The sequence below is a fragment of the Sorangiineae bacterium MSr11954 genome, from assembly GCA_037157815.1.
Classification (GTDB): domain Bacteria; phylum Myxococcota_A; class Polyangia; order Polyangiales; family Polyangiaceae; genus Pendulispora; species Pendulispora albinea.
Map to the genome: position 1 here is coordinate 1,077,801 of CP089984.1, position 26,993 is coordinate 1,104,793.

General features: G+C 65.5%; 20 protein-coding genes. 9 read left to right on the top strand and 11 right to left on the bottom strand.

The window, feature by feature from the left end; translation table 11 throughout:
- Positions 1-431 precede the first annotated feature (431 nt).
- The 3 genes from LZC94_04405 to LZC94_04415 form a co-directional block, all read right to left on the bottom strand.
- Complete coding sequence (locus tag LZC94_04405) at positions 432-2,465, bottom strand: DsbA family protein (protein WXB16522.1); 2,034 nt, start codon at positions 2,463-2,465, stop codon at positions 432-434.
- Between the two features lie 409 nt (positions 2,466-2,874).
- The gene (locus LZC94_04410) at positions 2,875-3,321 is read right to left on the bottom strand and encodes a hypothetical protein (protein ID WXB16523.1); all 447 of its coding nucleotides are present in this window, start codon (positions 3,319-3,321) and stop codon (positions 2,875-2,877) included.
- Between the two features lie 23 nt (positions 3,322-3,344).
- The gene (locus LZC94_04415) at positions 3,345-3,857 is read right to left on the bottom strand and encodes a phosphatase PAP2 family protein (protein WXB16524.1); all 513 of its coding nucleotides are present in this window, start codon (positions 3,855-3,857) and stop codon (positions 3,345-3,347) included.
- A gap of 673 nt (positions 3,858-4,530) precedes the next feature.
- On the opposite strand from LZC94_04415, the gene LZC94_04420 reads away from it, so the two are divergent.
- The 3 genes from LZC94_04420 (at position 4,531) to acnA (ending at position 9,393) form a co-directional block, all read left to right on the top strand.
- Positions 4,531-4,695 (top strand): hypothetical protein, encoded by a 165-nt coding sequence (locus LZC94_04420; protein WXB20344.1) that lies wholly within the window; start codon positions 4,531-4,533, stop codon positions 4,693-4,695.
- Positions 4,696-5,043: 348 nt separating this feature from the next.
- Positions 5,044-6,438: a class II fumarate hydratase gene (fumC, locus tag LZC94_04425; protein ID WXB16525.1), complete on the top strand. Its 1,395-nt coding sequence runs from the start codon at positions 5,044-5,046 to the stop codon at positions 6,436-6,438.
- Between the two features lie 132 nt (positions 6,439-6,570).
- The gene (acnA, locus tag LZC94_04430) at positions 6,571-9,393 is read left to right on the top strand and encodes an aconitate hydratase AcnA (protein ID WXB16526.1); all 2,823 of its coding nucleotides are present in this window, start codon (positions 6,571-6,573) and stop codon (positions 9,391-9,393) included.
- 233 nt (positions 9,394-9,626) lie between these two features.
- On the opposite strand, the gene LZC94_04435 is transcribed toward acnA, so the two are convergent.
- Together LZC94_04435 and LZC94_04440 are read right to left on the bottom strand one after the other, a co-directional pair.
- Positions 9,627-10,490 (bottom strand): MBL fold metallo-hydrolase, encoded by an 864-nt coding sequence (locus tag LZC94_04435; protein WXB16527.1) that lies wholly within the window; start codon positions 10,488-10,490, stop codon positions 9,627-9,629.
- The gene (locus LZC94_04440) at positions 10,487-11,398 is read right to left on the bottom strand and encodes a sulfurtransferase (GenBank protein WXB16528.1); all 912 of its coding nucleotides are present in this window, start codon (positions 11,396-11,398) and stop codon (positions 10,487-10,489) included. The genes LZC94_04435 and LZC94_04440 overlap by 4 nt, the downstream gene beginning before the upstream one ends.
- Before the next feature lie 154 nt (positions 11,399-11,552).
- On the opposite strand from LZC94_04440, the gene LZC94_04445 reads away from it, so the two are divergent.
- From LZC94_04445 to LZC94_04460, 4 genes are all read left to right on the top strand, one after another.
- Positions 11,553-12,821, top strand: coding sequence for a hypothetical protein (locus LZC94_04445; protein WXB16529.1), 1,269 nt, complete (start codon positions 11,553-11,555; stop codon positions 12,819-12,821).
- A 130-nt stretch (positions 12,822-12,951) separates the two neighbouring features.
- Positions 12,952-13,923 carry a fatty acid desaturase gene (locus tag LZC94_04450; GenBank protein WXB16530.1) on the top strand — a complete coding sequence of 324 codons (972 nt, stop codon included), beginning with the start codon at positions 12,952-12,954 and terminating at the stop codon, positions 13,921-13,923.
- Between the two features lie 201 nt (positions 13,924-14,124).
- Positions 14,125-14,601 (top strand): PA2169 family four-helix-bundle protein, encoded by a 477-nt coding sequence (locus LZC94_04455; GenBank protein ID WXB16531.1) that lies wholly within the window; start codon positions 14,125-14,127, stop codon positions 14,599-14,601.
- A 262-nt stretch (positions 14,602-14,863) separates the two neighbouring features.
- A complete protein-coding gene (locus LZC94_04460) occupies positions 14,864-15,589 on the top strand; it encodes a hypothetical protein (GenBank protein ID WXB16532.1) in 726 nt (241 codons plus the stop codon).
- A 29-nt stretch (positions 15,590-15,618) separates the two neighbouring features.
- Here the strand turns inward: LZC94_04460 and LZC94_04465 are convergent, their stop codons facing one another.
- The 5 genes from LZC94_04465 to LZC94_04485 all read right to left on the bottom strand — a co-directional run bounded on the left by LZC94_04465 (position 15,619) and on the right by LZC94_04485 (position 22,227).
- Positions 15,619-16,206, bottom strand: a complete 588-nt coding sequence (locus LZC94_04465; protein WXB16533.1) for a Uma2 family endonuclease — start codon at positions 16,204-16,206, stop codon at positions 15,619-15,621.
- A 43-nt stretch (positions 16,207-16,249) separates the two neighbouring features.
- Complete coding sequence (locus LZC94_04470; protein WXB16534.1) at positions 16,250-17,503, bottom strand: MYXO-CTERM sorting domain-containing protein; 1,254 nt, start codon at positions 17,501-17,503, stop codon at positions 16,250-16,252.
- 205 nt (positions 17,504-17,708) lie between these two features.
- Positions 17,709-19,574, bottom strand: a complete 1,866-nt coding sequence (locus LZC94_04475; GenBank protein ID WXB16535.1) for an OmpA family protein — start codon at positions 19,572-19,574, stop codon at positions 17,709-17,711.
- Positions 19,575-19,740: 166 nt separating this feature from the next.
- Positions 19,741-20,721: a hypothetical protein gene (locus LZC94_04480; protein ID WXB16536.1), complete on the bottom strand. Its 981-nt coding sequence runs from the start codon at positions 20,719-20,721 to the stop codon at positions 19,741-19,743.
- 3 nt (positions 20,722-20,724) lie between these two features.
- A complete protein-coding gene (locus tag LZC94_04485) occupies positions 20,725-22,227 on the bottom strand; it encodes a VWA domain-containing protein (GenBank protein ID WXB16537.1) in 1,503 nt (500 codons plus the stop codon).
- A gap of 90 nt (positions 22,228-22,317) precedes the next feature.
- On the opposite strand from LZC94_04485, the gene LZC94_04490 reads away from it, so the two are divergent.
- On the top strand, positions 22,318-24,273 hold the full coding sequence (locus LZC94_04490) for a cytochrome c3 family protein (protein ID WXB16538.1): 1,956 nt from the start codon (positions 22,318-22,320) through the stop codon (positions 24,271-24,273).
- Positions 24,274-24,528: 255 nt separating this feature from the next.
- Positions 24,529-25,536: a diguanylate cyclase gene (locus LZC94_04495; GenBank protein ID WXB16539.1), complete on the top strand. Its 1,008-nt coding sequence runs from the start codon at positions 24,529-24,531 to the stop codon at positions 25,534-25,536.
- A 24-nt stretch (positions 25,537-25,560) separates the two neighbouring features.
- On the opposite strand, the gene pepQ is transcribed toward LZC94_04495, so the two are convergent.
- Positions 25,561-26,931, bottom strand: a complete 1,371-nt coding sequence (pepQ, locus tag LZC94_04500; GenBank protein ID WXB16540.1) for a Xaa-Pro dipeptidase — start codon at positions 26,929-26,931, stop codon at positions 25,561-25,563.
- Positions 26,932-26,993 lie beyond the last annotated feature (62 nt).

The window sequence follows — 26,993 nt, forward strand, 5'->3', positions numbered from 1 at the left end:
CCGCTCGTGAAACTTTGCGACCCGCTCATGGAACTCGGCGTGCCGCTCGTGAAACTTTGCGACCCGCTCATGGAACTCGGCGTGCCGCCCGTGGAACTTTGCGACCCGCTCATGGAACTCGGCGCGCCTCTCGTGAAACTTTGCGACCCGCTCATGGAACTCGGCGTGCCGCCCGTGAAACTTTGCGACCCGCTCATGGAACTCGGCGCGCCTCTCTCGAAAAGTCCCGCGGTTGGCGAGGCGCACCCGCCCGCCCCCGATACGGCCATGGAACGGGGACGAGAGCGCCGAACCGCGCCAAACGCCATCACGTGGCCATCGGCAACGGCGCGCGTTTCAGCGGTTGGCGAGGCGCTTTCCCTCCCATCCCCGTGCCCGATGCGACCATGGAACGGGGACGAGAGGGCGCGCCGAACCGCGCTAAAATGCCATCACTTGGCTTCCGCCAAGGCGCGGTCAATCACCTTGCGGAACTTCGCGTACGGCTGCGCGCCGTTGACGTAGTAGCCGTTGATGATGAACGCGGGCGTACCGTTGATGCCGGCGTCGTTGGCGACCTTGGCGTCGGCGTCGACTTCGGCTTTGTGGGTCTGGTTGTCGAGCGCCAGCTTGAACTTCGCCATGTCGAGGCCGACCTGCTGCGCGTACTTGTCGAGGGCTTCGCGCTTCAGGCCGTTTTCGGTCCCCTGGTTCTCGAAGAGCAGGTCGTGCATCTTCCAGAAGGCCTCGGAGCCCTTCTGCTTGAAGGCCTCCTGGGCCGCCTGCGCCGCGAGCGGCGCGTCGGGGTGCATCGGCAAGGGCAGGTGGCGCCAGGTGATCTTCACCTTGTCGCCGTAGTTCTTCATCACTTCCTTGACCGACTCGTTCACGCGCTTGCAGAACGGGCACTGGAAGTCGCTGATCTCGAGGATCGTCACCTTGGCGCTGGGGTTGCCCTTCACCGGCGCGTTGGTCGGCAGCGCCACGTTCTTCTTCTCCGGCTCCGGAACACCTTTGCCGTCCTTGACGAGCGTGTCGTAGAGGTCGGCCGGCTTCGTGCCCTTGGCCAGCAGCGCGTTCGCCTTGGTCACTTCCTCGTCGATGACCGACTTGAACTTCTCGAACGGCTGCGCGCCGACCAGACGGCGGCCGTTGATGAAGAAGTGCGGCGTGCCCGAGGCCTGGAAGTCGTCGGCCTGGTCCTGATCGGCGTCGATCTCCTTCTTGTAACGGTGATCCTTGATGGCCGACTTCACCTTCTCGACATTCAGGCCCAGGTCCTTGGCCACCGTCTCGAGGTCGGCGTCTTCGAGCTTGGGGGCCGACTCGAACAGCTTGTCGTGCGCGTCCCAGAAGCCCTTCTCACCCTTCTGCGCCCGCGCTTCCATCGCCAGCTCCGCGGCCGGCTCGGCGCGCGGGTGCATCGGCAGCGGCTCGTGCTTCCACACGACGCGGACCTTGTCGCCGTACGTCTCGCGGATCTTCTTCAGGCTCTCCTCGCCGCGCTTGCAGTACGGGCACTGGAAGTCGGAGAACATCACGATGGTGACCAGCGCCTTGTCGTTGCCGAGCACAGGGCTCTTGCCGACGGGCACCTTCCACACCGACTTGTCTTCCTTCTCTTCGTCTTCGTCCGCGGGCGGCGGCGCATTCTTCTTGTTCTCCTGGGACATGGCCACGTAGACCTTGTCCTTCGCCGTGCCCGACGCGATCTTGGCCTGCGCCTTCTGAAGCTCCTGGTCGATGACCGACTTGAACTTCTCGAACGGCTGCGCGCCCGAGAGCGACACGCCGTTGATCATGAAGCCCGGCGTCCCGTTGATGCCGACCTGCTTGGCCAGCGCGTGATCCTTCTCGACCTTGTCGGCCCACTTGTGGGACGAGAGGCCGGCCTTGTACTTGGCCATGTCGGTCACGCCCGCGGCCTGCGCCCACTTCTCGTAGTTCTCCTGCGAGAGCGACGTCTGGTTCTTGAAGGCCAGATCGTGGAACTTCCAGAACGCCTCGTTGCCCTTCAGCTCGAACACGCCCTGGGCAGCTTCCGCCGAGGGCTTCGCGTTCTGGTGGAACGGGAGCGGCTCGTTCTTCCAGACGATGCGGACCTTGTCCGGGCCGTACGTCGTCTTCACCTGCTCGAGGGTCGGCTCCACGCGCCCGCAGTACGGGCACTGGAAGTCCGAGAACGTCACGACGGTGACCGGCGCCGTGCGGTTACCCCACACCGGGTCCTTGCTGTCGACGGGAACGGGGGAGTCGGAGTCGCTCCACGTCCCGCCGCCAGCCGCACTGCCGCCGCCGCCGTTGTCCGCAGTGATGTCACCGCTCTTCAATCGATGCGCGTCGTAGCCCCACATGAGGGCCGCGCCCGCGAGGAAGCACAGAATGAAGCCGATGACGGCCACCCCCGTGTTCATCCCCCCCGAGTCGGCGGCGGCGGGTTGCGCCTTCGCCTCCGGGGTTTTTGCTTCTTTGTGATCTTTCGCCATGATGGTTCCTTTTTCCAAGTTGCAGTGAAATCCGTAGCCGCGCGGCGCCGATCCAGCAGCGCGCGACCCTTCGCATCGCATCGAGCCCCCGCATCGCCGGCTCGTGCGAGCCGACCCTTCTGCGCAGGCAGACGTTTTTTCGTTTTCGTGTGACCGCGGCCCCGCGCCAAACGCGCGTGACCGATCCGGTCGCGGCGATCCATCCACCGCGGGGCGTCGAGGACATCGACCGCCTGAGCACCGAAGAAATCAACCGCCAGGGCGCGAGAGGCGCCACGAGAGAACGAGAAACGGGTCGAATCTCACACCGAGACCTTTGGCGGTCCGGTGTCCTGGCCGTTGAACCTCAGACGCAGGCTACCCCTGCGGCTCGCACGCTCGCGCGCGTCGCACGCGAAGCGCGTGTCACTCAGCTCGCTCGCGGAGGCCGCTCGACCTGATGCCGCACGCCCCGATGCTCGTCATCGGCAGCCGCCGGCGTCACCACGAACCCCACGAAATCCGCAGCCCTCACGGGCAAGCGGGCCGTCAAAATCGCCTCCGCGATCGCGTGGCACGAGCACGGCGCCGGCGTGTGTCCTTGTTCGAAGGCCGCCCAGCCGAGCAACCGCCGGCAGTCGCTATCGTCGGCGTCGCCCACGTCGATGGATGCGTTGGGCGGATCCAACGTGGGCGTCGGCGCGAAGGTCGTGGCGCCGCGCTGATCGCACTGCGGGGCCGACGAGCCTGCGCGCACCTCGCGCACCTGCTCCGCCGAGTTCGGGCTGGCGGGCTGCGAACCGGAGCTCGAGGCAAAAGCCGAGGGCGCGATCGACCACGCCGCAAACGCGACGACGATGGCGATGACGGTTCTCAACCCCGGGAGCATCTCGGTAAGGCCTAATCTGCACCGGCGATGTCGTCGCGCGCAAGCTTGGCGCGCGATTTAAGGTAAGCCCAGGCACCGGTGCTGCCGAAGGTGGTGCCTAAAACGGCGCCCGTCAGCACATCACCTGGAAAATGAACGCCCAGGTAAACGCGCGAATAGGCAATTGTCATCGCCGCTGCGACGCAGAAGCCGCACAACGCGTAGACCCGTCGCGTCCACGTTGGATTCTTTTGGGCATAGCGCCAAGCCACCAAGCAAACGAACGCGGCCGTGGCAAAGGATCCCGCCGAGTGTCCGCTCGGGAAAGAAAAATCGGTCGGCGATCCATAAAGAGGATGTACTTCCGGCACCGAAACGATGGGACGCGCGCGACCAACGGCCATCTTGAGGAGGAAGACCGCCACCGCCGTCGCAAGCAATGTGGCCGTCAGCGCGAGCGCCCATCGGCGCGAAGCCTCCCGAAGAATCAGTGGGATCAGCGCGATCATGGACCAGCCGCTCCCCAGGAGGGTGGCGGCGATCATCAGTGGAAGTAGGTGTTCACCCCCTGCGGCATAGCAGAAACGGAAGAGGCGCTCATCCAAGGCGTGCATCCGGCGACAGGTCGTACCGTGCACCCCATCCTCGTAGCCTGCAAGCTCAAGAAGGGTGGGTCAGCCATTACCCAGCTCAAGAGGGCGTTGTGGCGCTTTGCCACAACCATGGGTAACCCACGGATTTAATTCCAATTTCAGGAGCTATCCGGAAGAGCTTGTCAATCCGCGCCGGCCGTGTGCGTCATTTTCTTACTCGTTCTTAACGCGCCATGAATGGCGTGCGTTAACGAACGCTTAGGAAACACTTGTGACCGGTCGGGAACATATCGCCGCGCTGAGGCAATTGAAGCTGACGCATTTTGACCCGTGGGGCGAAACGCTACACATCAGCTCCGTCGAGCAGTCGGTCTAAAGCACGTGAGATCAGTTGCGTTCAGCCAGCTGAGCAGCCGCCAACGGAGCTGGCGCGGTCTCTGCTTACGGTCGAGCATCCCCTGCAAAGGGGGGGACGCCATCTTCAGGAGGAGCATTGCCAATGATTCACGACGACGATAACGCCACGCGCGAAACCTCGACGACCACGACGACCGAAACCGTTGCTCCGTCTTCCGACGTTCAGACCAACGGAGAGCCGCCTCGTCGCCGCCGTGGGTTTGCCGCGATGGATCCGAAACTCGTAAGTGAACTTGCGAGCCGTGGGGGAAAAGCAGCGCAGCGCGCGGGGACCGCACATCGTTTCAACAGCGAAGAAGCACGGGTTGCGGGTCGTAAAGGGGGACAGGCTACAGGCGCAAAGCGTCGCGCAAAGGCGGCCGGGAGCAACTAAATCCGTCCGCGGACGTAGGTTCGCGTAGGTGCCGGAGGTCCGCCTCCGGCCTAGCTCTCCAAGTCGAATTCGCCAATCTTCCTCGTGCGCCCGAATCTGGGCGCGCGAAACGCTGCGGGGTGTGATGCATTGTCATCACGCCCCGTTGGCATTCCATGGGCTGGAATGTCGCGCCCGTTCGGGCCGTACGCGTCCCCGTTCCCGGACACGTCCCGATTTCCTCCTGATTTTCACGAACTTCCGCCCCCAACGGGCACGGCACGGCGCGGGCGCGTGTACGGGGAGAAGAGGAACCACGGGACTTTAGCGGCGTCCCTCCACGTGCTATGTGCGGCGCGGAGGAAAACCATGGCAAACATGGCAGGACGCGTCGAAACCGACAGCATGGGACCGATTGAAGTCCCCGCGGATCGCTACTGGGGAGCCCAGACCCAACGCTCGCTGCAGAATTTCAAGATCGGCGGCCACCGGTTCCCGCGCGCGATCATTCGCGCCTTTGGGATCGTGAAAAAGGGGGCGGCGCTCGCCAACTCGAAGCTGAAGAAGCTCGACGACGAGAAGACATCCCTCATCGTCCGGGCCTGCGACGAGGTCATAGACGGCAAGTTCGACGACCACTTCCCCCTGGTCGTTTGGCAGACCGGCAGCGGCACCCAGTCGAACATGAACGCCAATGAAGTGATCGCCAACCGGGCGATCGAGCTCGCTGGCGGCGTCTTGGGTTCGAAGAAGCCGATTCACCCCAATGACGATGTGAACAAGTCACAGTCCTCCAATGATGTATTCCCCACGGTGATGCATGTGGCCGCAGCCTGGGAGCTGCGCAACACCCTGTTGCCCGCCGTGCAGAAGCTGCGGACCACGTTGGAGGCCAAGTCGCGCGCATTCTCCGACATCGTCAAAATCGGACGCACGCACTTGATGGATGCGACGCCGCTCACCCTGGGCCAGGAGCTCTCCGGCTACGCCGCGCAACTCGCCTTCGCCGAGAAGTGCCTGACGGCGGCCGAAGATGGCCTCCTCGAGCTGGCCCTGGGCGGGAGCGCCGTGGGCACGGGCCTCAACACGCACCCCGACTACGCGGCCACCGTCGCCTCGGAGATCGCCAAGCTCTCGGGCCTGCCCTTCCGCACGGCCCCCAACAAGTTCGCGGCCCTCGCGGGGCACGACGCCATCGTCAACGCCAGCGCGGCGACGCGCACCTTGGCCGTCGCGTGCTTCAAGATCGCCAACGACGTGCGCCTCTTGGCGAGCGGCCCGCGCTGCGGCATCGGCGAGATCCGCATCCCGGAGAACGAGCCGGGGAGCAGCATCATGCCGGGCAAGGTGAACCCCACGCAGGCCGAGGCCATGACCATGGTGGCCACGCAAGTCATGGGCAACGACGCCGCGGTGGCCTTCGCCGGCAGCCAGGGTCACTTCGAGCTGAACGTCTTCAAGCCGGTGATGATCCACAACCTGCTCGAGTCGACCAAGCTCCTCGCCGACGCATGTCACAGCTTCAACGACAACTGCGCCATCGGCATCGAACCGAACCGCGAGGTGATCGCGCGCCACTTGTCCAATTCGCTCATGCTGGTGACGGCCCTGAACCAGCACATCGGATACGACAACGCGGCCAAGGTCGCGAAGCTCGCGCACGAGAAGGGAACCACGCTCCGCGAGGCGGTGGTCGAGCTCGAGCTCCTCACGGCGGCCGAGTTCGACGAGAAGGTTCGCCCCGAGAAGATGGTGTCTCCCTGAGAGACTGGTGTGTCTCCCCGAGAGGCCCCCGGCGAGTCCTCGCGACCCCGGGGGCACCGGTCTTTTTACGAGGCCACGCCCGACAAACGTAGAAGGTGGCCCTACAACCAAATCGGTTTCAAGGAGCAGGCGATGTCAGCAAACAGCTTTGGCAGTCAATCGATCCTCAAGGTGCGTTCCGGTGAAGGCGAGAAAGAGTTCACGATTTATCGTCTGGACGCGCTGAACGCGAAGTTCCCCGCGTGGCAAAAGCTGCCGTACGCGCTCAAGATCCTCCTCGAGAACCTCCTTCGCACCGAGGATGGAACGTCGGTACGGGCCGAGGACATCGAGGCGCTGGCCAACTGGAAAGCGAAGGGTGAGCCCGATCGCGAGATCGCCTTCTCGCCCAGCCGCGTGCTCCTTCAAGACTTCACCGGCGTCCCCGCCATCGTCGACCTGGCCGCCATGCGCGACGCCATGCGGAAGATGGGCGGCGATCCGAAGAAGATCAACCCGCTGCAGGCCGTGGAGCTCGTGATCGATCACTCGGTGCAGGTCGACGCCTTCGGGACCCCGCAGGCCCTCCAGCAGAACGGTGATCTCGAGTTCGAGCGCAACCACGAGCGCTATCAATTCTTGCGCTGGGGCCAGAAGGCCTTCTCCAACTTCCGCGTGGTGCCGCCCGACACCGGCATCGTGCACCAGGTGAACCTGGAGTACCTCGCGCGCGTGGTGTTCACCGCCGCCGATCAAGAGGGCGCGCCGAAGATCGCGCGCCCCGAGGCGTATCCCGACACCTTGGTGGGAACCGACTCGCACACCACCATGATCAACGGGCTCGGCGTGCTCGGGTGGGGCGTCGGCGGCATCGAGGCCGAGGCGGCCATGCTCGGGCAGCCCGTCTCCATGCTCATCCCGCAGGTCATCGGCTTCCGCCTCCACGGCGAGCTCCCCGAGGGCACCACCGCGACCGACTTGGTGCTCACCGTCACCCAGATGCTCCGCCGCAAGGGCGTGGTCGGCAAGTTCGTCGAGTTCTACGGCGAGGGCCTGGCCGCCCTGCCGCTCGCCGATCGCGCGACCATCGCCAACATGGCCCCCGAGTACGGCGCCACCTGCGGCATCTTCCCCATCGACGACGAGACCCTGCGCTACCTGCGCCTCACGGGCCGCCCCGAGGCGCTCATCGCCCTGGTCGAGTCCTACGCCAAGGAGCAAGGCCTCTTCCACACCAAGGACACCCCGGAGGCGAGCTACACGGACACCTTGGAGCTCGATCTCCGCACCGTCGAGGCCAGCCTGGCCGGCCCCACGCGCCCGCAGGATCGCGTGCGCCTGAGCGAGGCCAAAAAATCGTTCGACGACGCGCTCAAGGTGATGCTCTCGCGCACCCAGCCGACGATCCCCCACAAGCAGCTGACGGTGCTCAAGGCCGAAGGCGGCGGCGGCACGGCGGTCGGCGCGCAAGCCTCGGTGACGGAGGAGAACATCCCGCTGCCGCCCAAGAGCAAGCGCTTGCTCGAGCAAGCCGTCGAAGAGCTGGTGCACGGGGCGGTGGTGATCGCGGCCATCACCAGCTGCACGAACACCTCGAACCCGTCGGTGCTCATGGCCGCCGGTCTGCTCGCGAAGAAGGCCATCGAGCGCGGCCTCGCGGTCAAGCCGTGGGTGAAGACCAGCCTCGCGCCCGGCTCCAAGGTCGTGACCGAGTACCTCGCGAACGCGGGCCTCTTGCCGTACCTCGAGCAGCTCCGCTTCCACCTCGTCGGCTACGGATGCACCACGTGCATCGGCAACAGCGGCCCGCTCCCGGCGCCCATCTCCAAGGCCATCGACGATGGGAACCTGATGGTGGCCGCGGTGCTCAGCGGCAACCGCAACTTCGAGGGCCGCGTGCACCCCGAGGTCCGCGCCAACTACCTCGCCTCGCCGCCGCTGGTGGTGGCCTACGCGCTCGCCGGCCGCATGGACATCGACTTGACCCACGAGGCCATCGGCGAGGATCAATTCGGCAAGGCCGTGTACCTCAAGGACATCTGGCCGTCGCAAAAAGAGATCTACGACACGGTGCTGGAGTCGGTGAAGTCGGCCTCCTTCCAGAAGGTCTACGCCGAGGTGTTCGCGGGCGACGCGCACTGGCAGGGCCTGAAGGTGCCCGAGGGCGATCTGTACGCGTGGGACGACAAGTCGACCTATGTCAAGCACCCGCCCTACTTCGTGAACCTGCCGCCCAAGCCCGCGCCGGTGCTCGACATCCGCAACGCGCGCGTGCTGGCGCTGCTCGGCGACAGCATCACCACCGACCACATCTCGCCGGCCGGCAGCATCCGCAAGGACGGCCCCGCGGGCAAGTACCTCGTCGAGAACGGCGTGCAGCCCAAGGACTTCAACTCCTACGGCGCCCGCCGCGGCAACCACGAGGTCATGGTGCGCGGCACCTTCGCCAACATCCGCCTGCGCAACCAGCTGGCGCCCGGCACCGAGGGCGGCGTCACCCGCCACCTGCCCGACGGCGAGCAGATGAGCATCTACGACGCGGCCATGCGCTACGAGAAAGAAGGCGTGCCGCTCATCGTCCTCGCCGGCAAAGAGTACGGCTCCGGCTCCTCACGCGACTGGGCGGCCAAGGGTCCCAAGCTGCTCGGCGTGCGCGCGGTCATCGCCGAGAGCTACGAGCGCATCCACCGCAGCAACCTGGTTGGGATGGGCATCCTCCCGCTCCAGTTCGGCGCGGGCGATAGCGCGCAGTCCCTCGGCCTCACCGGCGAAGAGGTCTTCGACATCGACGGCCTCGCCCCGCTGCTCGCCGGTGGGCTCCAGCACCGCGACATCACCGTCAAAGCGCGCCGCCCCGACGGCATCGTGCGCGAGTTCGTGGCCACCGTACGCATCGACACGCCGCAGGAGATTCACTACTACCAGCACGGCGGCATCCTCCCGTTCGTGCTGCGTCAGCTCCTCGCGAAGGGTTGATAAGGCGGCACCCGCCGGGGGGGGCTCGGCGGGATTGCGCGCGCGCGGTTCACCGTTCGAGATAATTTTACGAAGTTGTTGCGCATTAAGTAAGTTCATGCGTGGCAATTCTCCACACTCGTTCTCCACAGGATATGCGCTTCCTGTGGAGAACTTCGTTTTGGATATGTGACTTGCGCCCGGCAAGTAAGTAGAGGTGCGTCGGGCTCGCAGGCGTGCTGCTGCGCAGCTCGCTACTCCCAACGAAGCTCCGCCACCGGCTCCCGCGTCACGTATTTGCCGTGCGGATCGCGGTCCAGCCTGCTGGCGGCGACGTGGGGATCGTGGGTGTAGAAGACCCACTCGCCCCGATCGATGATGCCGTCGAACAGCGCCCTCTTCTCGCCGATGAGGAGCTCCGGATACCGATCGTAGCCCATCGTGATCGGCAGATGCACCCACGCCATGCCGGGCGCCAGATCGCCCAGGAAGGTGATGGCCCCGCGGCCCGGGCTCTCCACGCGCGTGAGCATCAGACCCGGCGTGTGCCCGTCGGAGTAGAAAAAGCTGTAGTGTGCACCCAATGTCTGGCTGGCGGTGCTCGCCGCCGGCACCACCTCCACCCCGGCCTCGCGCAGGAGCGGCTGCAGCTCGGGGATGAACGACGCGCGATCGCGCGCATGGGGCTCGAGCGCGCGCGTCCAGGCCGGCTCGCTCACCACGTAGCGGGCGCGCGGAAAGGCGAGGGCGGGCGCCTTGTCTCGTGCCCAAGGCTGCAAAAGGCCGCCGGCGTGGTCGAAGTGAAGGTGCGAGAGCACGATGACGTCGACGTCCTCGGGGCGCACGCCCGCCGCGGCGAGGTTGTCGAGCAGCACGTGCCGCTCCTCCACCACGCCGAAGCGATCGCGCAGCTTGGGCTCGAAGAAGGCGCCGATGCCTGCCTCGAGCAGCACCCGTCGCCCGCTCTCCTCCTCGACCAAGAGCGCACGGCACGCCAGCGGAATGCGATTCTGCTCGTCGGGCGCGATCCACCGCGACCACAGCGCGCGCGGCGCATTGCCGAACATGGCGCCGCCGTCGAGGCGCTGCGAGTTGCCGTCGATGGAGAAGAACTTCACGTACCGCCCCCGCTGTTCGCGTTGGCGCCATCGTCCATGCCGGTGGCGGCGGGCAACGCCGGATCGCGCGCCCAGTCGCTCCAGCTCCCCTCGTAGAGGTGCACCCCGCCTACGCCCGCCAGCTTCAGCGCCAGCCAATCGTGGCACGCCGTGACCCCCGAGCCGCAATAGACGATGACCTCGCGGGCGCGCTCCGCCCCCAGCGCCCGATACTGCTCTTTCAGCTCCTCGGAGCTCTTGAAGCGCCCCTCGCGCAAGTTCGAGGACCAAGGCGCGCTCTTCGCGCCGGGGATGTGCCCCGGGCGGGCATCCACCGGCTCCGAATCGCCGCGGTAGCGTTCGACGGCGCGCGCATCCAGGATCAACGCATCCCCGCTGCGCGTGCGCTCCCGTGCCGCATTCACATGGACCTTGTCCAAGGCCGAGATGCTCGGGTCGAGCTTGGCAACGAAATCGCCGGCGGGCGGTGTGGCGGCCTCGGTCGACAGAGGCAACCCCGCCGCCGTCCACGCCGGAAGCCCGCCATCGAGCACCGACGCGCGCGCATGCCCATAGCGATGCAAGAGCCACAAAAGCCGCGCGGCAATCGAGCCCCCGGCGTCGTCGTAGGCGATCACGTGGGTCGTCGCCGAGACACCCGCGGCGCGCATGGCCGCCGTAAATTTCTCGGCGCTCGGGATGGGATGGCGCCCTGGGCCTTGGTCTGCGCTGATGTCCTCCAGCGCCACGAACACGGATCCCGGAATATGACCACGCGCGTACTCTTCTCGACCGCTTTTGCCGAGCAGGTACCATCGGACATCGATGATGCGAACGGAGGGATCCTTGCTCCCCACGTCCGCGAGCCATCGCTCGCTCACGAGATGTGCCGCACGAACGTCGTTCACCGCGCTGTCTTGGATCTTCATCGTCGACATTCCTTTTTTGGTATCGGACCGTGCCCCGCGAGACGGGAAACGTGCGACTGTATCTGCCTATCTCGGGCAATCACGCAATCATGTGCGTACATGACACGTACACGCACACACACGTAATAAATAGAGTCGCGAGGCAGGGGTTTTTATGAGGTATCTCTACGGCGATTCGGCTCCGTTCCCCCATTCGTTCAACTTTTTGGCCACGCTCGAAAGGTTCATGGCGGCGGCGAGCCGGGTGGTCAAGCTCGAATCCGAAGCGCGGAGCCTCGAGAACACCGGTGCGGTGTCGGCTGCAGCGCGCATCAAGTCGCTCGAGGAGCTCGAAACCTTTCACGAAGCCGTCATCGCCGGGGTTCAAGAGAGCGCGCGCCGGCAAACGCAGCGCATCACGGCGGACTATGCGCTGCAGGTGGTGGAGCACGCCGTTCGTCTGGTGGAGGAAGCGCGCCGCAGCACGACCGCGTCCAACGATCGGGAACAGGCTCAGGTGCGCGCCGAAGTCGAGCGGCGGCGGACGGAAATTCGCCAGGTGCTCGAAAGTTTTCTCACCACCGGACGCCTCCCCATCCTGGACGCCACCATCAAGGTCCGCTGGGACGGGCGCTACGCGATGACGTGCGTGCTGACCAACCCCGACGGCATCGTGAGCTTCTACGAGCTTGCCGCGAGCAAGTCGGATAAGTGGCAGCAAGCCCGCAAGGTCAGCGACTTCGCGCAGGGCGTGAACCTGATGGTCGGCTTTCGAAAGACCCTCTTCCGCCGCTCCTCGCAGCCGGAGCTGGTGCAGGTCGACGACTACGTGGTGAGCGGCTTCGATCTCGCCGAGTCGTCGGCAGAGATCCACCTTCGCCGCAAAGTTCACGAGCGCGACGTGCTGATCTTCAACCTTCGCCGCGAGAACGGCGAGCTTTGGGCCGAGGTGAGCCACCCCTCCGAGGAGGGCCCCGAGGCCCTGGCCGCCCCCGTCGACGCCGGCGACAAAATTCACCTTTCGCGGCTGTGGCAAAGCCTGCGCGCGGCCGTCGATCCCATGCTGGAGCAGCCGGAGAGGCTCCTCGGCCTCAAGCTCGAAGGGGAGGACGTTTTCGAGAACGATCTCTCGATCCACTTCATCGAGCGGGTGGTGCGCTTCCTCGGCCCCATGGTCGCCGAGATCGCCCGCCGCAGCCCCAATCCGCGCGAGCTCTCCCTCAAGATGGAGAACGATGCGGGCCGGCGGGAAGAAGTTTACGTGAAAAAAGAGGACCTCATCGCACACCTCGCGGGAATGGGCGAGCGGGAGCTGTCGGTTTTCGCCCCCTTGGGCTTCTCGCTACCCCTGATTTCGTCCGTGATTGTCGATGAGCGGGGTCGCAGCAGCGCCCCGGGCTTGGCGGTGGCCGAGGAAATTCACTTCGACGATTGGGAGAAGTAGCTGCGAAATACAGTTCGCTGTCGACTCGGGACGCGTTCGTCGCGTCCAGCCGCATCCATACGTCGACCGCATCCTCGCCATGGGCACCCAAAGCAGCTATGCTCCGGCGCCACCGCTTGCCGAGGTCTTGATGCTCCCGCGTAACCCTGCCGATTATCGCACGATTCTTTGGGTTTTGGTCATGCCCGTGGTGGCCTGGGTTCAGTATCGGGATCCAACGCTCATCTCGAAGATGTGGTGGGTCAGCGCCTACTTCGCCGTGGCGGCGGGTGTCATTGCGCACAACCACAACCATGTGCCCACGTTCGCGAACAAGCGCGTGAACAACCTCTTCTCGAATTGGATATCCTTCTTCTACGGATATCCGACCTTCGTCTGGATCCCGACGCACAATCTGAACCACCACAAATACGTGAACAAGGTGGGCGACGCGACCATCACCTGGCGCCACACGAACAAGAACAACGCCCTGGTCGCCATCACGTACTTCTTCGTGACGTCGTACTACCAGTCGTTCCCCATCGGTGAGTTCATCAAGAAGGCGAAGAAGAACAACCCGAAGCTCCATCGCCAGATCGTCACACAATACGTCGTCTTCTTCGGCGCGCACGCCACGGCCATCACCGTTGCATGCATGATGCATGGATTGAAGACGGGCCTTTGGGTGTGGCTCTGCACGTTGGGTCTGCCGGCGCTCTTCTCCCTCTGGACGCTGACCTTCTTCAACTACGGCCAGCACGTGCACACCGATCCATGGTCGGCGCACAACCACTCGCGCACCTTCGACGGCAAGCTCCTCAACTTCCTGCTCTTCAACAACGGCCTCCACACGTCCCACCACGAGGCGGCGAGCATGCACTGGAGCCAGCTTCCCGAGGCCTACGCGAAGATCAAGGATCAGATTCACCCCGAGCTGCGCGAGTCGAACTTCTGGTGGTGGGTCTTCCGCCAGTACTTCCTCTCCGTGGTCGTTCCCAGCCTGGGCAGCAAGCAAATCGGCCGCGCCCCCTTCGACCCGCCCAGCGGCGAAAAAGTCCGCAAGGTCCGCTCCGAATCCGTGGGCGAGGCTGTCGATGCGGGCATCAACGCGCAGATGATCTGAACGATCCGGGGCGTTCGTTTCCCAGGGATTGGGTTGGCATGGGCTGCACCTCGCGGCGAGGGGGTAGCTGAAGCGCGCTCGGATGTGCGCGTCCGGATGCCTTGACCGGGCTTTGCAGGATAACCGAGCGCCTCAGCTCGCGGCCTTGGAAACGGTGTGGCATAGCTTGCGCTCGCGGCCTTCGAGCCCGAGGAGACGGCTATGGTCATGCTCTCAAGCGAAGGTGAGATCGTCGCATCGTTGAATCGGCTGATCGTCACGGATTACGACGCCATCGAAGCCTACCAAGCCGCCATCTCACGCATCTCGCGGGGCGAGGACCAAGCCACCCTCCGCTCCTTCGCGGACGATCACAGGCGTCACATCGCCAAGCTCGCCGAGCTGGTTCGTCAATCCGAAGGCTCCCCCGTCGACCATGCCGACCTGCGCCGCCTGGTCACCAAGGGCAAGGTCGTCATCGGCGGCTTCATGGGTGACGATGCCGTCCTCGGCGCCATGTACAGCAACGAAAGCGAGACCAACGAAGCCTACGCGCGCGCCAGCGCCTCGCGGCTATTCTCGCGGCCCGTCCGGCTCGTGTTGGCCCGCTTCCTCGATGACGAAGTGCGCCACCGCGAATGGCTGGAGCGGCGCATCACCATGACCCCCAAAGGGGAGAGCGTCTTGCCGTGCATGTGAGGTTGATGTTTGTATGCCTCACGAATAGATCGCATTGGCCACAATGAAGTGATGCGTATCCGACACCGAAAGTCGATGATCTGAACCGATAAAAATGCATATGCGGAGGTGGACATGATGGCGATTCGAGCCAAGGATCGAAATCGTGCTTCCCGGGGGCGAGCGCAATTTGACGAGCGAGCCTTCGCGTCCGCGGAGGCATCTCGGATGGCCGCGACGAATCGTGTGGACAGGTGTGTCATGCGCTGCTTTGTCCTGTTACTTGGATTTTGAAGGAGGATGGACTGCCACGGGAGACGTCCCAGACGCAGGTGCCGACTCCGGGACGAGCGGAGCAAGCGGCAAATCCGGGGACGCAGAAGCAACCGAATCTCCCTTTGCCCTCGTTCAGCAAGGAACGAAGGAGCAGACGAGCAAGACGGTCACCATTGCGATGGGGCAAACCGGGACCGGGAACTTAATCGTCGTCGTGATCGGACAAGGGACCAACCGCGATACCACCGTCACATCCATCGTCGACGACGCTCCGGGTGGAAGCAACGCTTACGTCTCGACCCGTCAACGGTCGATCGACACCGCCGATGTCAACACGCTCGAGATCTGGTACGCGGCCAATATTCGACCGGGCGCAACGTCGGCGACCGTGACGATGCAGGACTCCGTGCGGGTTATGGCGTGGGTAATGGAGTTCTCCGGTCCAAGTAAGAGTGAAACATTCGATACGGGCAGCGTCCTCAACAACCAGCCTCGAGGGACGACGATCATCGCACCGGTCGTTATCCCCTCGACACCGACCGCCCTCGTCATTTCTGCAGCGATGAGCGCGGGTGAAATTTCCGAGCTCAATGCAGGCAGCCCCTTCCAGCGTCTTCCCATCGTGAGCGGTAACAACGTAGCTTACTTCTTTGCGACCAAGCCTGGCTCGTACAGTGCGGTGTGGAGCAGCGAAAACGCTACCTGGAATGCGAGCACGGTTGCGTTCAAGTAGGTTCGACCTTCCCATTGCGGTTTACGCCATCACGGCAGGATCGCGCCGATCGTGAAGGATAGGCCGCGTAGAACCTCGGGCTCGTAGCGGTCGTCTTTCGTGAAGGTTCGGCCGCGGTCGAAGCGGTCGTCGCGGAGTTGGAAGACGGTCAGGGAGCGGGCTCGGGGATCGACGAGCCAGTATTCGCGCACGCCGTTTCGCTCGTAGATGGCCTTCTTCTCGCCGCGGTCGCGCGAGCGGGTCATCTGGGAGAGGACCTCCGCGATGAGATCGGGCACGACCCGCAAAAATTGTCCTTCGACGGGGGTCACCGTGCGCCAGCGTGCGGCCGAGACGAAGCTGTGATCGGGTTGGATCGTGTCGCCGGGCGGGAGCTCGAAACCTTGGCTCGGGTCGAATACCTTACCAAGGTCGCGCTCTTGAACGAAGGTGCCTAGAAGTGCCTGGATGGTGCTGCCCACGCTCCCGTGGGGATACCCCTCCGGCGGGGCCATGACGACCCTGCCGTTGAGCAGCTCGTAATGATGCACGTCTCCGGCGGCCTCGCGCTCCTCGACGAAGCGCGCGAAATCTTCCTGGCGGATGGTTTCGTTCGACTCGAAAACGAGATGCACCATGATGCGGCCAGTGTAGCTCCGCGCAGGGCTAGCCGCCGATTCGCTACTTCTCGCCGCTCTTCCGCGAACGCCGGCGCGTGAAGAACGCGAAGAAGCCGCCCACGGCCACCAAGCCGCCAACGGGGAGGGCGTCTTCGGCGGGTGGAACGGAGCATGAGCAGCCACCGCCTTCGAGCGACGTGCCGTAGTTGCCATCGTTGCCGCCGTCGGCTCCGCCGGCGTCCATGCGGCCGGCATCGGTGCGACCGGCGTCGATGGGCCGGGAGTCGGGACCGCTGTCGCGGATGCCGCCGCCGTCGTCTCCGGCGTCGCCCGCGCTGCCATCGCCCGCGCTGCCGTCGTCACCGGTGCTGCCATCACCGGCGCTGCCGTCGTCTCCGGCGTCGGCGGTGCCTCCGTCGTCGATGGGGACGCATTGGCCCGTACCGCCGCCAGTGGCGTTGCATCGCTGGCCGGAGGGACAGTTGTTTCCGGGGCCCCCGCCTGCGCGGCAACCGGTGACGCATGCTTTGATCGTGTCATCGCAAATGCGCCCGGCAACGGCGTTGCAGTCCGAATCATCGTTGCAGCCGCAGCTCCGCGCGAAGCTCCCGCCCGGGCGGCAGATCGGCCCGGTGCCGGTGCGGTATGGCGCGCAATCGTCGTTGTCGTTGCACTGCACGCAGGTGTTCGTGTCGGTATCGCACACGGTGGCGCCCGTTTTTCCGGCGCAGCCCCCCAAGAGCGCGGTGCACTCGACACACCGGGTGGTGGGAGGCAGACCCCCGACGAGCTGACATACGTTTCGAGGGCCGGCATTCGAGCACAGCACCCCGCTGTCACCGAAGCAGTCGTGGAGGCATTGCCCCACGTTGGGAGGCGTGGTGGCGCTGCACGTGGTTCCGGCGCCGGGCGCGGGGCACCCATTGCGCCCGCCGACGCCGTCGTTGACGCATCCGGCGGTGCAGTAGGGGGCGGAGCCGTTGGCGGGAGCAGGCCGCGTGCAGATCAATCCGGAATTTTCGCTCCGATCGCCGCAGTCCGTGTCGTTGGCGCAACCGCAAATGCCGTATTGGGTCAGACAGACCGGTGTCCGCGTGGTGCCCACCGTCCCGCAGCGGACCACGTTCGTGCTCGAACACTGCGCGCACACCCCCGTGGGATCGCTCGGCTGCTGCTTGTTGCACGCCGGTGTATCCGGTGTCGCGGCGCAGTCGGCCTCCGACCGACAAATCGTGGCATACGCCGGTGTGGCAACGAATGTCGCCGCCGCCGCCGCGAGAGCAGCCGCGAGCACCATCCAACTCCGCTCAGCCATCGCGTAACCTCCCTCTTCCTTCGAAAGCAGCCCGCCCGCGTGCGATGCGGACGAGGCGTGATCCGTAGTTCGGAAATGAAAATTGGGGGAACCTGAGGCGTGCTGATGAAGCTCATTCAAAAAGTCACTCCGGTACCCGCGCGAAGCGGGACCGGAGTGAAAGCGCGATGAACGCGTGAAACGAGGTACGTGAAACGAGCGGCGGCTACTTCTTCTTCGGCTTGGCCGGCTTGGCTGGTTTCGCCGGCTTGGCCGGTGCGCCGGTGTCGGGCGTCTCCTCGATGTGGAACTCGACGCGACGGTTGTTGGCGCGGCCCTCTTCGGTGTTGTTGGTGTCGATGGGCTTCTCGACGCCCCAGCCCTTGGCCACCACGCGCGACTTCTCGACGCCGTGGTCGGTCAGCCACTTCGCGACCGAGGCCGCGCGCTTCTGACTGAGCTGCTTGTTGTAGGCGGCTGCGCCCGTGTTGTCCGTGTGGCCCTCGACGCGGATCTTCTTGATCTCCGGGTGCTCCTTGAGGATGCCCAGCACCGCGTTGAGGATGGTGTCGCTCTCCACGATGGTGGCGCTGTTGGTCTTGAACTTCACCTGCTGGATGATCTTGATCTGTCCAGCTTCGATGCGCGCGGCCGGGCAACCATTCTTCTTCGGATCGGGATCCGAGGGGCCAGGTTGATCGGGGCACGCGTCCAAGGTGTCGACGATGCCGTCCTTGTCACGATCCGGCGGGCAGCCGTTGGTCTTCGGATCGCTGGTCTTCACGCCGGGGACGTCGACGCACGCGTCCTCCTTGTCGTAGACGCCGTCGCCGTCCTTGTCGGCCGGGCAGCCGTTGGTCTTGGGATCGCCGGTCTTGATGCCCGGGATGTCGGGGCACGCGTCGTCCTTGTCGTAGACGCCGTCGCCGTCTTTGTCGGCCGGGCAGCCGTTGGTCTTGGGATCGCCGGTGCGCACGCCCGGTACGTCGACGCACGCGTCCTCGCTGTCGATCACACCGTCGCCGTCGCGATCGGGGGGCGGGGGCGGAGCCGCCGGGCAGCCGTTGGTCTTGGGATCGCCGGTGCGCACGCCTTTTTCGTTCGGACATGCGTCTTCGCTGTCCGGAACGCCGTCGCCATCGCGATCGTCGGAGTAGGCGGGGATCCACTCGAGGTTCAGCAAGGTGCGGACTTGCGGAGAGCCCCACCCGCGCGAGCCCGCGAAGACACCCGTGCCCACGCCGGCGCCCACGCGGAAGTCGCCCGCCGTGTAGTGCAAGCCGAGCATGACTTCGGCGGGGGTCGTTCGCTTCTTGAAGAACGACTTTTCATCGGTGACCACGGTGCTCGCAAAGAGCTCCGGTCCGATGAGGAGCTTCTTGTTCGCCACGCGAAGACCCGCCGACACGGCACCAAAGAGCTCGCTTCCTAGCTTCTTCCCTTGCGCAAACTCCTCATCGAGCGGGCGGTAGTTGAATCCCGCTTTGAGGGCGTACGCAAAAATGCCGATATCGCCGGCCGCCATCAAGTGCGGCTGAACGCGGGTATTTCCGTCGCTCGTGTACTTGTCGCGATCGCCAGTCGGTAGATAGACCGAGGCACCGAGCGCCGCGGTGAAGGGATCTCCGTAGCGGCCGACCAGTCGAAGATCGGCGCTGAGGCGCAGATCCCCGAGCGCCGAATCGGGCGAGCGGAAGGTCTGTCCGTTGACCTCGAGCGTCTGGCCGGTTTGATACGCGGCGATGGGGAGGTTGGCGCCGACGCGAATGCGGTCGGCCAAGGTGATCGAGCCGCCAACGTGGACGAACAGCTGGTGCTCGACGATCGAGCCGAGCTCCTTCTCGTCGCTGCCGCTCTTGTCGTACACGACCAACGGCTTGTAGGCCCATTCGCCCACGACGCCGAAGGCAGGGCGCGCGGTCCCCCGCAGGTCCAGGGTGTCGAGGACGAACCATTCGCTGCCGCGCTCCGACGGGTCGAAGCGATCCAGCGCAAAACCGCGGACTTCTTGCGCGGAGGCAGGGGTGGAAGACGAGAGACCAATCAGCAGCGCAGACGAGAAAACGGATAAAGCAAGGGAGCGTAGTCGCATGTTCCTCCACGAGGGGGATATCAAACCCCGAGCCTGGTTAAACCTGCTTGAGCGACCTCATGGGGAGTGTAGCTCGGGGCGGACTGTATTATGCAACTACAAAAATGTCATGTTTATGGCCTGCCTTCTCCTCGGCCGCGCTGCCGAGGAGCTCCGGCCGCGCACGTCAGCCGCGCTGCACGGGAGCTTCGGCCCCGCGGACCTCGACCATCGCTTGGCTGGCTTCCTCGAGTGATTCGCCCACCGTGTCGACGCCGCGAAGGGCTGCATCATCCAGCCCAACCGTCGCAGCGTGAACCGTGTCCACCGCCGTATAGGCTCGGGTGAGCGCCGCCACATGCTCGACGATGCGCTGGTCGAGCATGTCGACGACCGCGGCCTTCGTGCTCGCTGCGCCGCTCGTCGTGCTCGTGCTCGCCGCGCCGCTCGTCGTGCTCGGGCTGTTCGCGCTCGCCGCATCGGCGCTCGCCGCGTTCGTGCTCGCGGTCGCGGCCGGGATCGAATCGGCGATGGGGCGCGCGTTTCGTTGGAGCCGCGTGCGGGCCTCGGCCAGGCGAAGGAGCGAGCGCCATGTCTGCGCCACCCGGCGCGAGGCATCGCGATCGAGCGGCGCATCTTGCACCGAGCGCCGCAGCTCGGCGCCCTGGCGAAGCGCCTCCGCCGAGGGACCTCGAAGCTCGCCCGACGCGGCATCGAGCGCGTGCGCCGTGGGATCGTCGGCCTCGATGAGCAGCGGCAACAAAACGAGGACCGCCGCCACCACGATGGCCACCCCGCGCACCGAGAGCGCCGCCGGCGCATACGCCGTCGACAGCGCCCCCGCCAGCCCACCGCCCAAGAGCGCGCCGCCCACGTGGATCACGCGGGCCCCGGGGTCGCGCACGCGCATCGTTCGCTCCACGTACGCGAGGGCGACCAGCACCGCGGCCCCCAGGGCCGGTGAGACCGTCGCCAGCACCGTCCCGCCGAACGCGCCAAGGGCGCCGAAGCCGGCCGCCATGGCGTTGACGCTCTCGCTCGCGGCCCACGCGAGGAGCACCCCGAGGCCGACCAGGGCGAGCGAGCCGCCCACGCTCCCGAGTCGATCGGTGAGCGGCGCGATGGCGAAGGTGAGGGCTGCTGCAATCAGGAAAAATAGCTTTTTCATGGCTCAATACGCCTTGCGTGCGATGTTCGCGGAGTCGTCTTGCACGATGGATTTGGACAGCGCCTTCGCCGGTGCGCTCGACGAGTCGTAGGTGTGGAAGCCCTTTTGGGCCTTCTCGTACGTCCCCACTTGCGATCTGAGCGCGGTCGCCATGGGCGCGGGCGCCACCGCGGCTGCCCCCCGCAACGCGCGCAGGTTCTCCTCGACCAGCGCGTCCGCCGTGCGAACATCGCCGCGGCTGTACGCGGTCGCGGCCTCCATCTGGCGCCGCGAGGCCGTGACGCTGACCGCGCTCGCCAGCACCGAAGGATCGCGCCCCTTCTCCACCTCGTCGCGATCGGCGGTCGCCACCACGGAGAGCGACGGCACGTCGATGTCGGCGTGCGCACCGCCGATGCGATCCCACGCGGCGTGCGCCTCGAAGGTCGCGTCGCCCTGGACCGCGTTCGACTCCAGCTCGAGGATCACCCGCCGCTCGTCGCCGGCGAACAGAGAGCCCAGCTTGAGCTCGAGCTCCCCGCTGCCGCGCTTGCCCGCATCGGTCCGCACGTCCGCGCCGGAGGCGCGTTGAAAGGTGACGCCGCGCGGGAGCGTGATCCGCACCGTGGCGTTCTCCACCACCGTCTTTGCCGTCTCGTCCAGCTCCCGCGTCAGGAACTTGGCCAAGGACGACGCGTCGTTGACGAAGCCGAAGTTTCCATGGCCGCGCGAGGCCACGCTCGACATGTAGCTCTCGTCGAAGTCGAGCCCGATGCCCAGCGACGAGACGACGATGCCGCGCTCGAAGCTGTCGGTGGCCAACCTCTCCGCCTGCGTCCGGGTGGAGTCGAGCCCATCGCTCACCAGCACCACGCGCCGCACGCGCCCCTGGCCGGTCTCGCGCAGCTGCTCCAGCCCCTCGGATAGACCGCGCGGAATGTTCGTGCCGCCGTTGGCCTCGAGCTCGTTCACGCGGGCGATGGCCTTTGCGCGCACGTCGCTCACGCGCCCCATGGGCACCACCGTCGCGGCGTCGGTCGAGTAGCGGACCACCGAGAGCTCGTCGGCATCGTCCATCTGGCGAATCAATTTGATGACCGAGTCCTTCGCCTGCTCGATCTTGTCGCCCGTCATCGAGCCCGACGTGTCGAGCACCACCACCAACGAGAGCGGGGCGTGCACGGCCCGTCCATCGTCCTTGTCCGCGCGGATCTGCAGCTCGGCGTAGATGGCTTGGCGCGCGCCCGAGAGCACCTTCGTGTGGCTCAGGCCCAAGGTGCCATGCGCGCCGGGGCCCGAGAACGCCACCGAGTTGGAGCCGCGCGCTACCTCGGTGCTCACCGGTTTGGGATGGTCGGGGAGGGCGAGCCCTTGGGCCACTCCGCCCTGCGGTGCGCGGAACAACACCAAACCCCCCGCGGCCAGAACGACGGCGCAGGCGGCGAGGCCGCGCCGCGCGCGGGCCGAACGTCCAAACGTATTTTTGGCAAACGAAGGCCCATACTGTAACCACCGGGGCACAGGCATGACACGCTCCTCATCTTTCAGGATGCCCCTCGACCGGGGGTTTTCTGCCTCCGACGTCCGTCCGCGAAAAAAGATCTACGCTGCCTGACAATGCATCTGCGCGAGCCGTCCCTCGCTGTCCTGCTTGCCGTTTCCGCCTCCGGCCTCCTTGGCGCGACCACCTGCCAACCGCGCGGCGCCGCCTCCGGCCGCACGGCGCACCCCGCGACCTCCGTCCCCGAGGGCATCCGCAGCAACATCACGCGCGACGACTACGCGGGCAGCGCCGCGTGCGAGCCGTGCCATGCCGACATTTATGCGGCGTGGCAAGGCTCGGCCATGCACCAGATGACCCGCCCCATCCAAGGCGCGCGTGTGCTCGCGCCCTTCGACGGAACCGTCTTCCGCTTCAAAGAGGACTCCGCGCGGCTCGACCAGGCGCAAGGCGAACGGCGGATGACCATCACCTCCGCGCGCTACGGCAACAAGACGTACCGCGTGACCAAGGTGATCGGCGGCCACTACCGCGAGGACTTCGCGGGGGTCGAGGTGAACGCGCAAGGCTCTCCCTCGACGGGCGAAGAGGTCGTGCTCCCCGTGTCGTACGTGTTCAAGCAGAAAACGCTTCGCTACAAGGGGTATTCCGTGATGCTCCCCGAGCGCGATGGTTTGCGCGCCGGCCCCGTGTGGCAACGGACCTGCATCTTGTGCCACAACACCGCACCGTACCTCACGAGCATCCTCGGTGCGCTCGCCGGTCCGGGGGCCCGCGGCTACCAAGGCGAGGTCGTCGACCCCCTGCTGCCCCCCGAAAAGCGGTGGTCCTTTGCGATCACCGACGACGACGCCTTTCGCCGCGCGCTCGGGAGCGAGATCGACTTCCTCCACGGCTACCGAACCGGCCACGCGTACGATCCGCGCTCGCCTCAGGATCCGCGCCCGGCCCAGGCCCCGCGCCCGCCGCACGACCCGAGCGCCGAGAGCGACGAGCCGCCGGAAAAAGCCGCGGCCCGCGCCGTCGCCGCGACCCGCGAACATTTCGGCGAGCGTCACCTGATCGAGGTTGGCGTGGGTTGCGAGTCCTGCCACGGCGGCTCGAAGGAGCACGTCGCCGATCCGCGCGTGCACCCCAGCTTCGAGCCGCGCGCCCCCTTCCTCCGCGTGGCCACGCCCCGCAACCCCGAACACGCCGCCGCGCCCCGCAACCCCGAACACGTCGCCACCGCCCGCGATTCCGAAAAGCAACGCGGGGAGCGAATCAACCGCACCTGCGCGCGCTGCCATCAAGTCCTCTTCTCCGGCTACCCCCGCACCTGGGAAGGCGGCAGCCGATCGCGCTCCCAAGGCGGAAGCAACATCAACAGTGGCGAAGCGCGCGATATGCTCCTTGGGCGCTGCCAAGCATCCTGCGTCCCTTGCCACGATCCGCATGCACGCGAGAGCGGCGGCCGCACGCGCCACCTCGATGCGACGGCCGACGGCAACGCGATGTGTACATCGTGCCACACGACGCTTCGCACCCGTGAGAGCGTGCACGCGCATACGCGTCACGATCCTGACGGTGCCGGTGGACGATGCATGGGATGTCATATGCCCCGGAAGAACCTATCGCTCGATGGAGCGCTCACGCGTTACCACCGAATTGGATCTCCGACGGACCCCGTCAAAGTCGAACGCGATCGTCCCCTCGAGTGCGCGCTCTGTCACACGGACAAGAGCGTTGGCGCGGTGCTCTCGGACATGCAGCGGCTCTTTGGAAAGCGCTACGACGAGAGCCGACTGCGCGCCCTTTATCCCGATTGGACCCAGAATGCGCTGCTCGCGACATTGGAGTCGGGCAAACCGCATGAGCAGGCAGTGGCCATGCAGCTCCTCGGCGAGGCGCGCAATCGCAGCGCGGCCGCCCGCATTGCGCAGCAGATGGTGCACCCGATACCGCTCGTACGCGGCTATGCCGAGCGAGCTCTCGAGTCGATCGTGGGGTCCAGCTCGCCCGTCGATCTGCATCGCGATGACGCGCAAATCGAGGCCGCGACCCGTGCGTGGCTTTCGGCAACTTTGCGCTGACAATGCTGACGGAAAAGCCGGTTCGCGGCCATTTTTGCCACGGAGGACGAGGGGGATTTCACATTTTGCCACGGTGGGTATAAGTGAGGTAAGGTCGCGCAATACCCACATAGCGCTGCAGTGGCTCGAGAGCGCGTATTTTCGTTCGGTCGAGCCCGGTCTGTTGTGGCAATTACCGGTTAGGGTGAACTCGCATAGGGTTTGCAGAGGGAAACGACCAAGTCGGGGGGGGGAAATCCGGCGGTATTTCCACCTATGCTTTCATCCATTCAACGAGCGGACGCCGAGCGCATCCTCTCGAACGACGACGTAAATCAAAAGCGTGTTCAGCTTTCCGTTCCTCCCATCGGCGCCGTGCTCGTCGTCGATGATGACGAGGCTGCGCGTTGGCTTGTCGTTCGTGCGCTCGCACGAAGCGGCATACAGACCTTCGAGGCCTCCAATGGCCGCGAAGCGGTGGAACACGTTCTGGAGAGGCCGGAGCTCATCGATGCCATCGTTCTCGATGTCATGATGCCGGGCCTCACGGGGTTCGAGGTCATCCGCCATATCAAGCGGATCCCTGCGGCTGCCAATATTCCGATCATCCTCGTCACGGCCAGCGCCACGGAAGAGGACGATATCGTGCGCGGCGTGGAATACGGGGCGATCGACTACATCATGAAGCCCATCTCCACGGCGGTGCTCACGGCCAAAGTGCGCGCAGCGTGCGAGCGCTCGCGCGCCGAACGCAGACTCCGGTACGACCTTCGGTTTGCCGAGCTTCACGCGATGATCGATCCGCTCACCGGACTGTTCAATCGCCGGCACTTCGAATCACGCATTCGAGAGGCTTCGGCCTATTCGAAACGGCACGATCAGCCTTTTGCCATCGTGATGATGGATCTCGATCACTTCAAATCGATCAACGACACCTATGGCCACGAAACAGGCGACCATGTGCTCACCCAATTTGCGGGTGCTGTGCGTTCGGTCCTTCGCGGCGAGGACGTTGCCTTTCGCTATGGAGGCGAGGAGTTCGTGCTCCTCCTCCGAGCGTGCGACGCACAGCGTGCGGCCGATGTGGCGGAGCGGTTGCAGAAAAAGCTTCGCGCACGCCCGTACGTTTTTCGCGATGGCAGTACGCGCACCATCACCTTCAGCGCGGGCATCGCCGCCGCCCTCTCGGGTGAAGGCTATGGCCACGCCGAATTGGTGAGCCGCGCGGACGCGGCCCTCTATCGCGCAAAGAGCGCAGGCCGCGACCGCATTGCGTATTGGTGACGATCGGCGCGTTTCTGGAAAACGTCACCCCAAGGCTTCCGCGTAACCCCCCCCGAGCGGAAGGTGTTCCCGTGTGAGATTGCGCACAGGGGCTTTCTTGGGCTCTGCGTTCTCCAGAACGGCGACGTCATCCTCGATGCGCACCCCGCCCAGCGGGGCGAGCTCGTCGACCAGTCGGAAATCGATCAGGCCGGCGTGCGGCCCCTGGCGTAGCGGCTCGAGGATGGCGGAGATGAAGTAAATCCCTGGCTCCACCGTGAACACCTGCCGCCCCTCGATGGTGGAGGTGTTGCGCAAGAACGGGTTCTCCGGCTTGGGACGAACCGTCGCGCAGCCCACGTCGTGAACCTGCAGGCCAAGCGAGTGCCCGAGGCCATGCGGATAGAACGCGCGCGTGATGCCCGTGTCCACCAGCTCGTCGATGCTGCCGCGGCCGAGGCCCACGGTGCGCAGAATGCCCGCCACCTGGCGGTGCGATTCGTCGTGCAGCGCCTCGTAGCCGGTGCCCAGTTGGATGCCCGCGCAGAGACGCTGCTGCATCTTCTCGACCCCGTCGATGAGCCCTCGGTACGCCGATGTGGTGGCGCCATGGCCCTTCACCCACGTGCGCGTGATGTCCGAGGTGTAGCCCTGGTAGCTGGCGCCGGCGTCGAGGAGCAGGGACTCGAGGTTGCGCGAGCGCGCCCACTTGTCGTACGCGATATGGTGCAACACGGCCGCGTGCGGCCCGAGCGCCACGATGTTCTTGTACGGCGTCTCCGGATCGTCCTGACCGGTGGCCGCGAGGTAAAGAAGGTGCAGATCGAGCTCGGATCGGTCCGAGCTGGAGAACGCCTTGAACACGGCGCGATGCCCGACCGCCGCGCGTCGATTGGCCTCGGCGATGCACGCGATCTCGTAGTCCGTCTTGCGCGTGCGCAGGGGATCGAGCGCCGCGATGAGCTCTTTGGGGTTGATGCGATCACCGTCGAAGCCCCACGCGGCCGCGATGGCCTGGTTGTCGCCGAGGAAGGCAATCTTGCCGGCGGTCGGCAGCAGCGCTTTGACGCCGCCCTCGCCCTGCGGCTCCACGATGGCGATGCCGTGCGTAAAGTGATCGGTCTCGGGTTGTGGCGCGAGCTCCCACATGCTCGTGGCGCGCGTCCAGACGAAGGTCGGCGCCTTTCCGACGACATAGACGATGGCGCAGTCGGGCTGGCACACGGGAACCCAATGCTGAAAGTAAGGCGTGGGGCGAAGCGGCCAATATTGATCGTCGACGAGGCTCCTGAGCTGGAGCGATCCGGAGTGGATGACGAGCCCGTCGAAGCCTGCTGCGGTCAGCGCGTCGGCGTAGAGCGCGGTCAGCTGATCGATGTGTTTGCGATAAAGGCTGGTGAGCGTGTTGATGTCCACGCACGCACTTTAGCGCAAAGGCCCTCTTTTCGTGATGTTTCCACGGGGGGGCGACTCGGCCG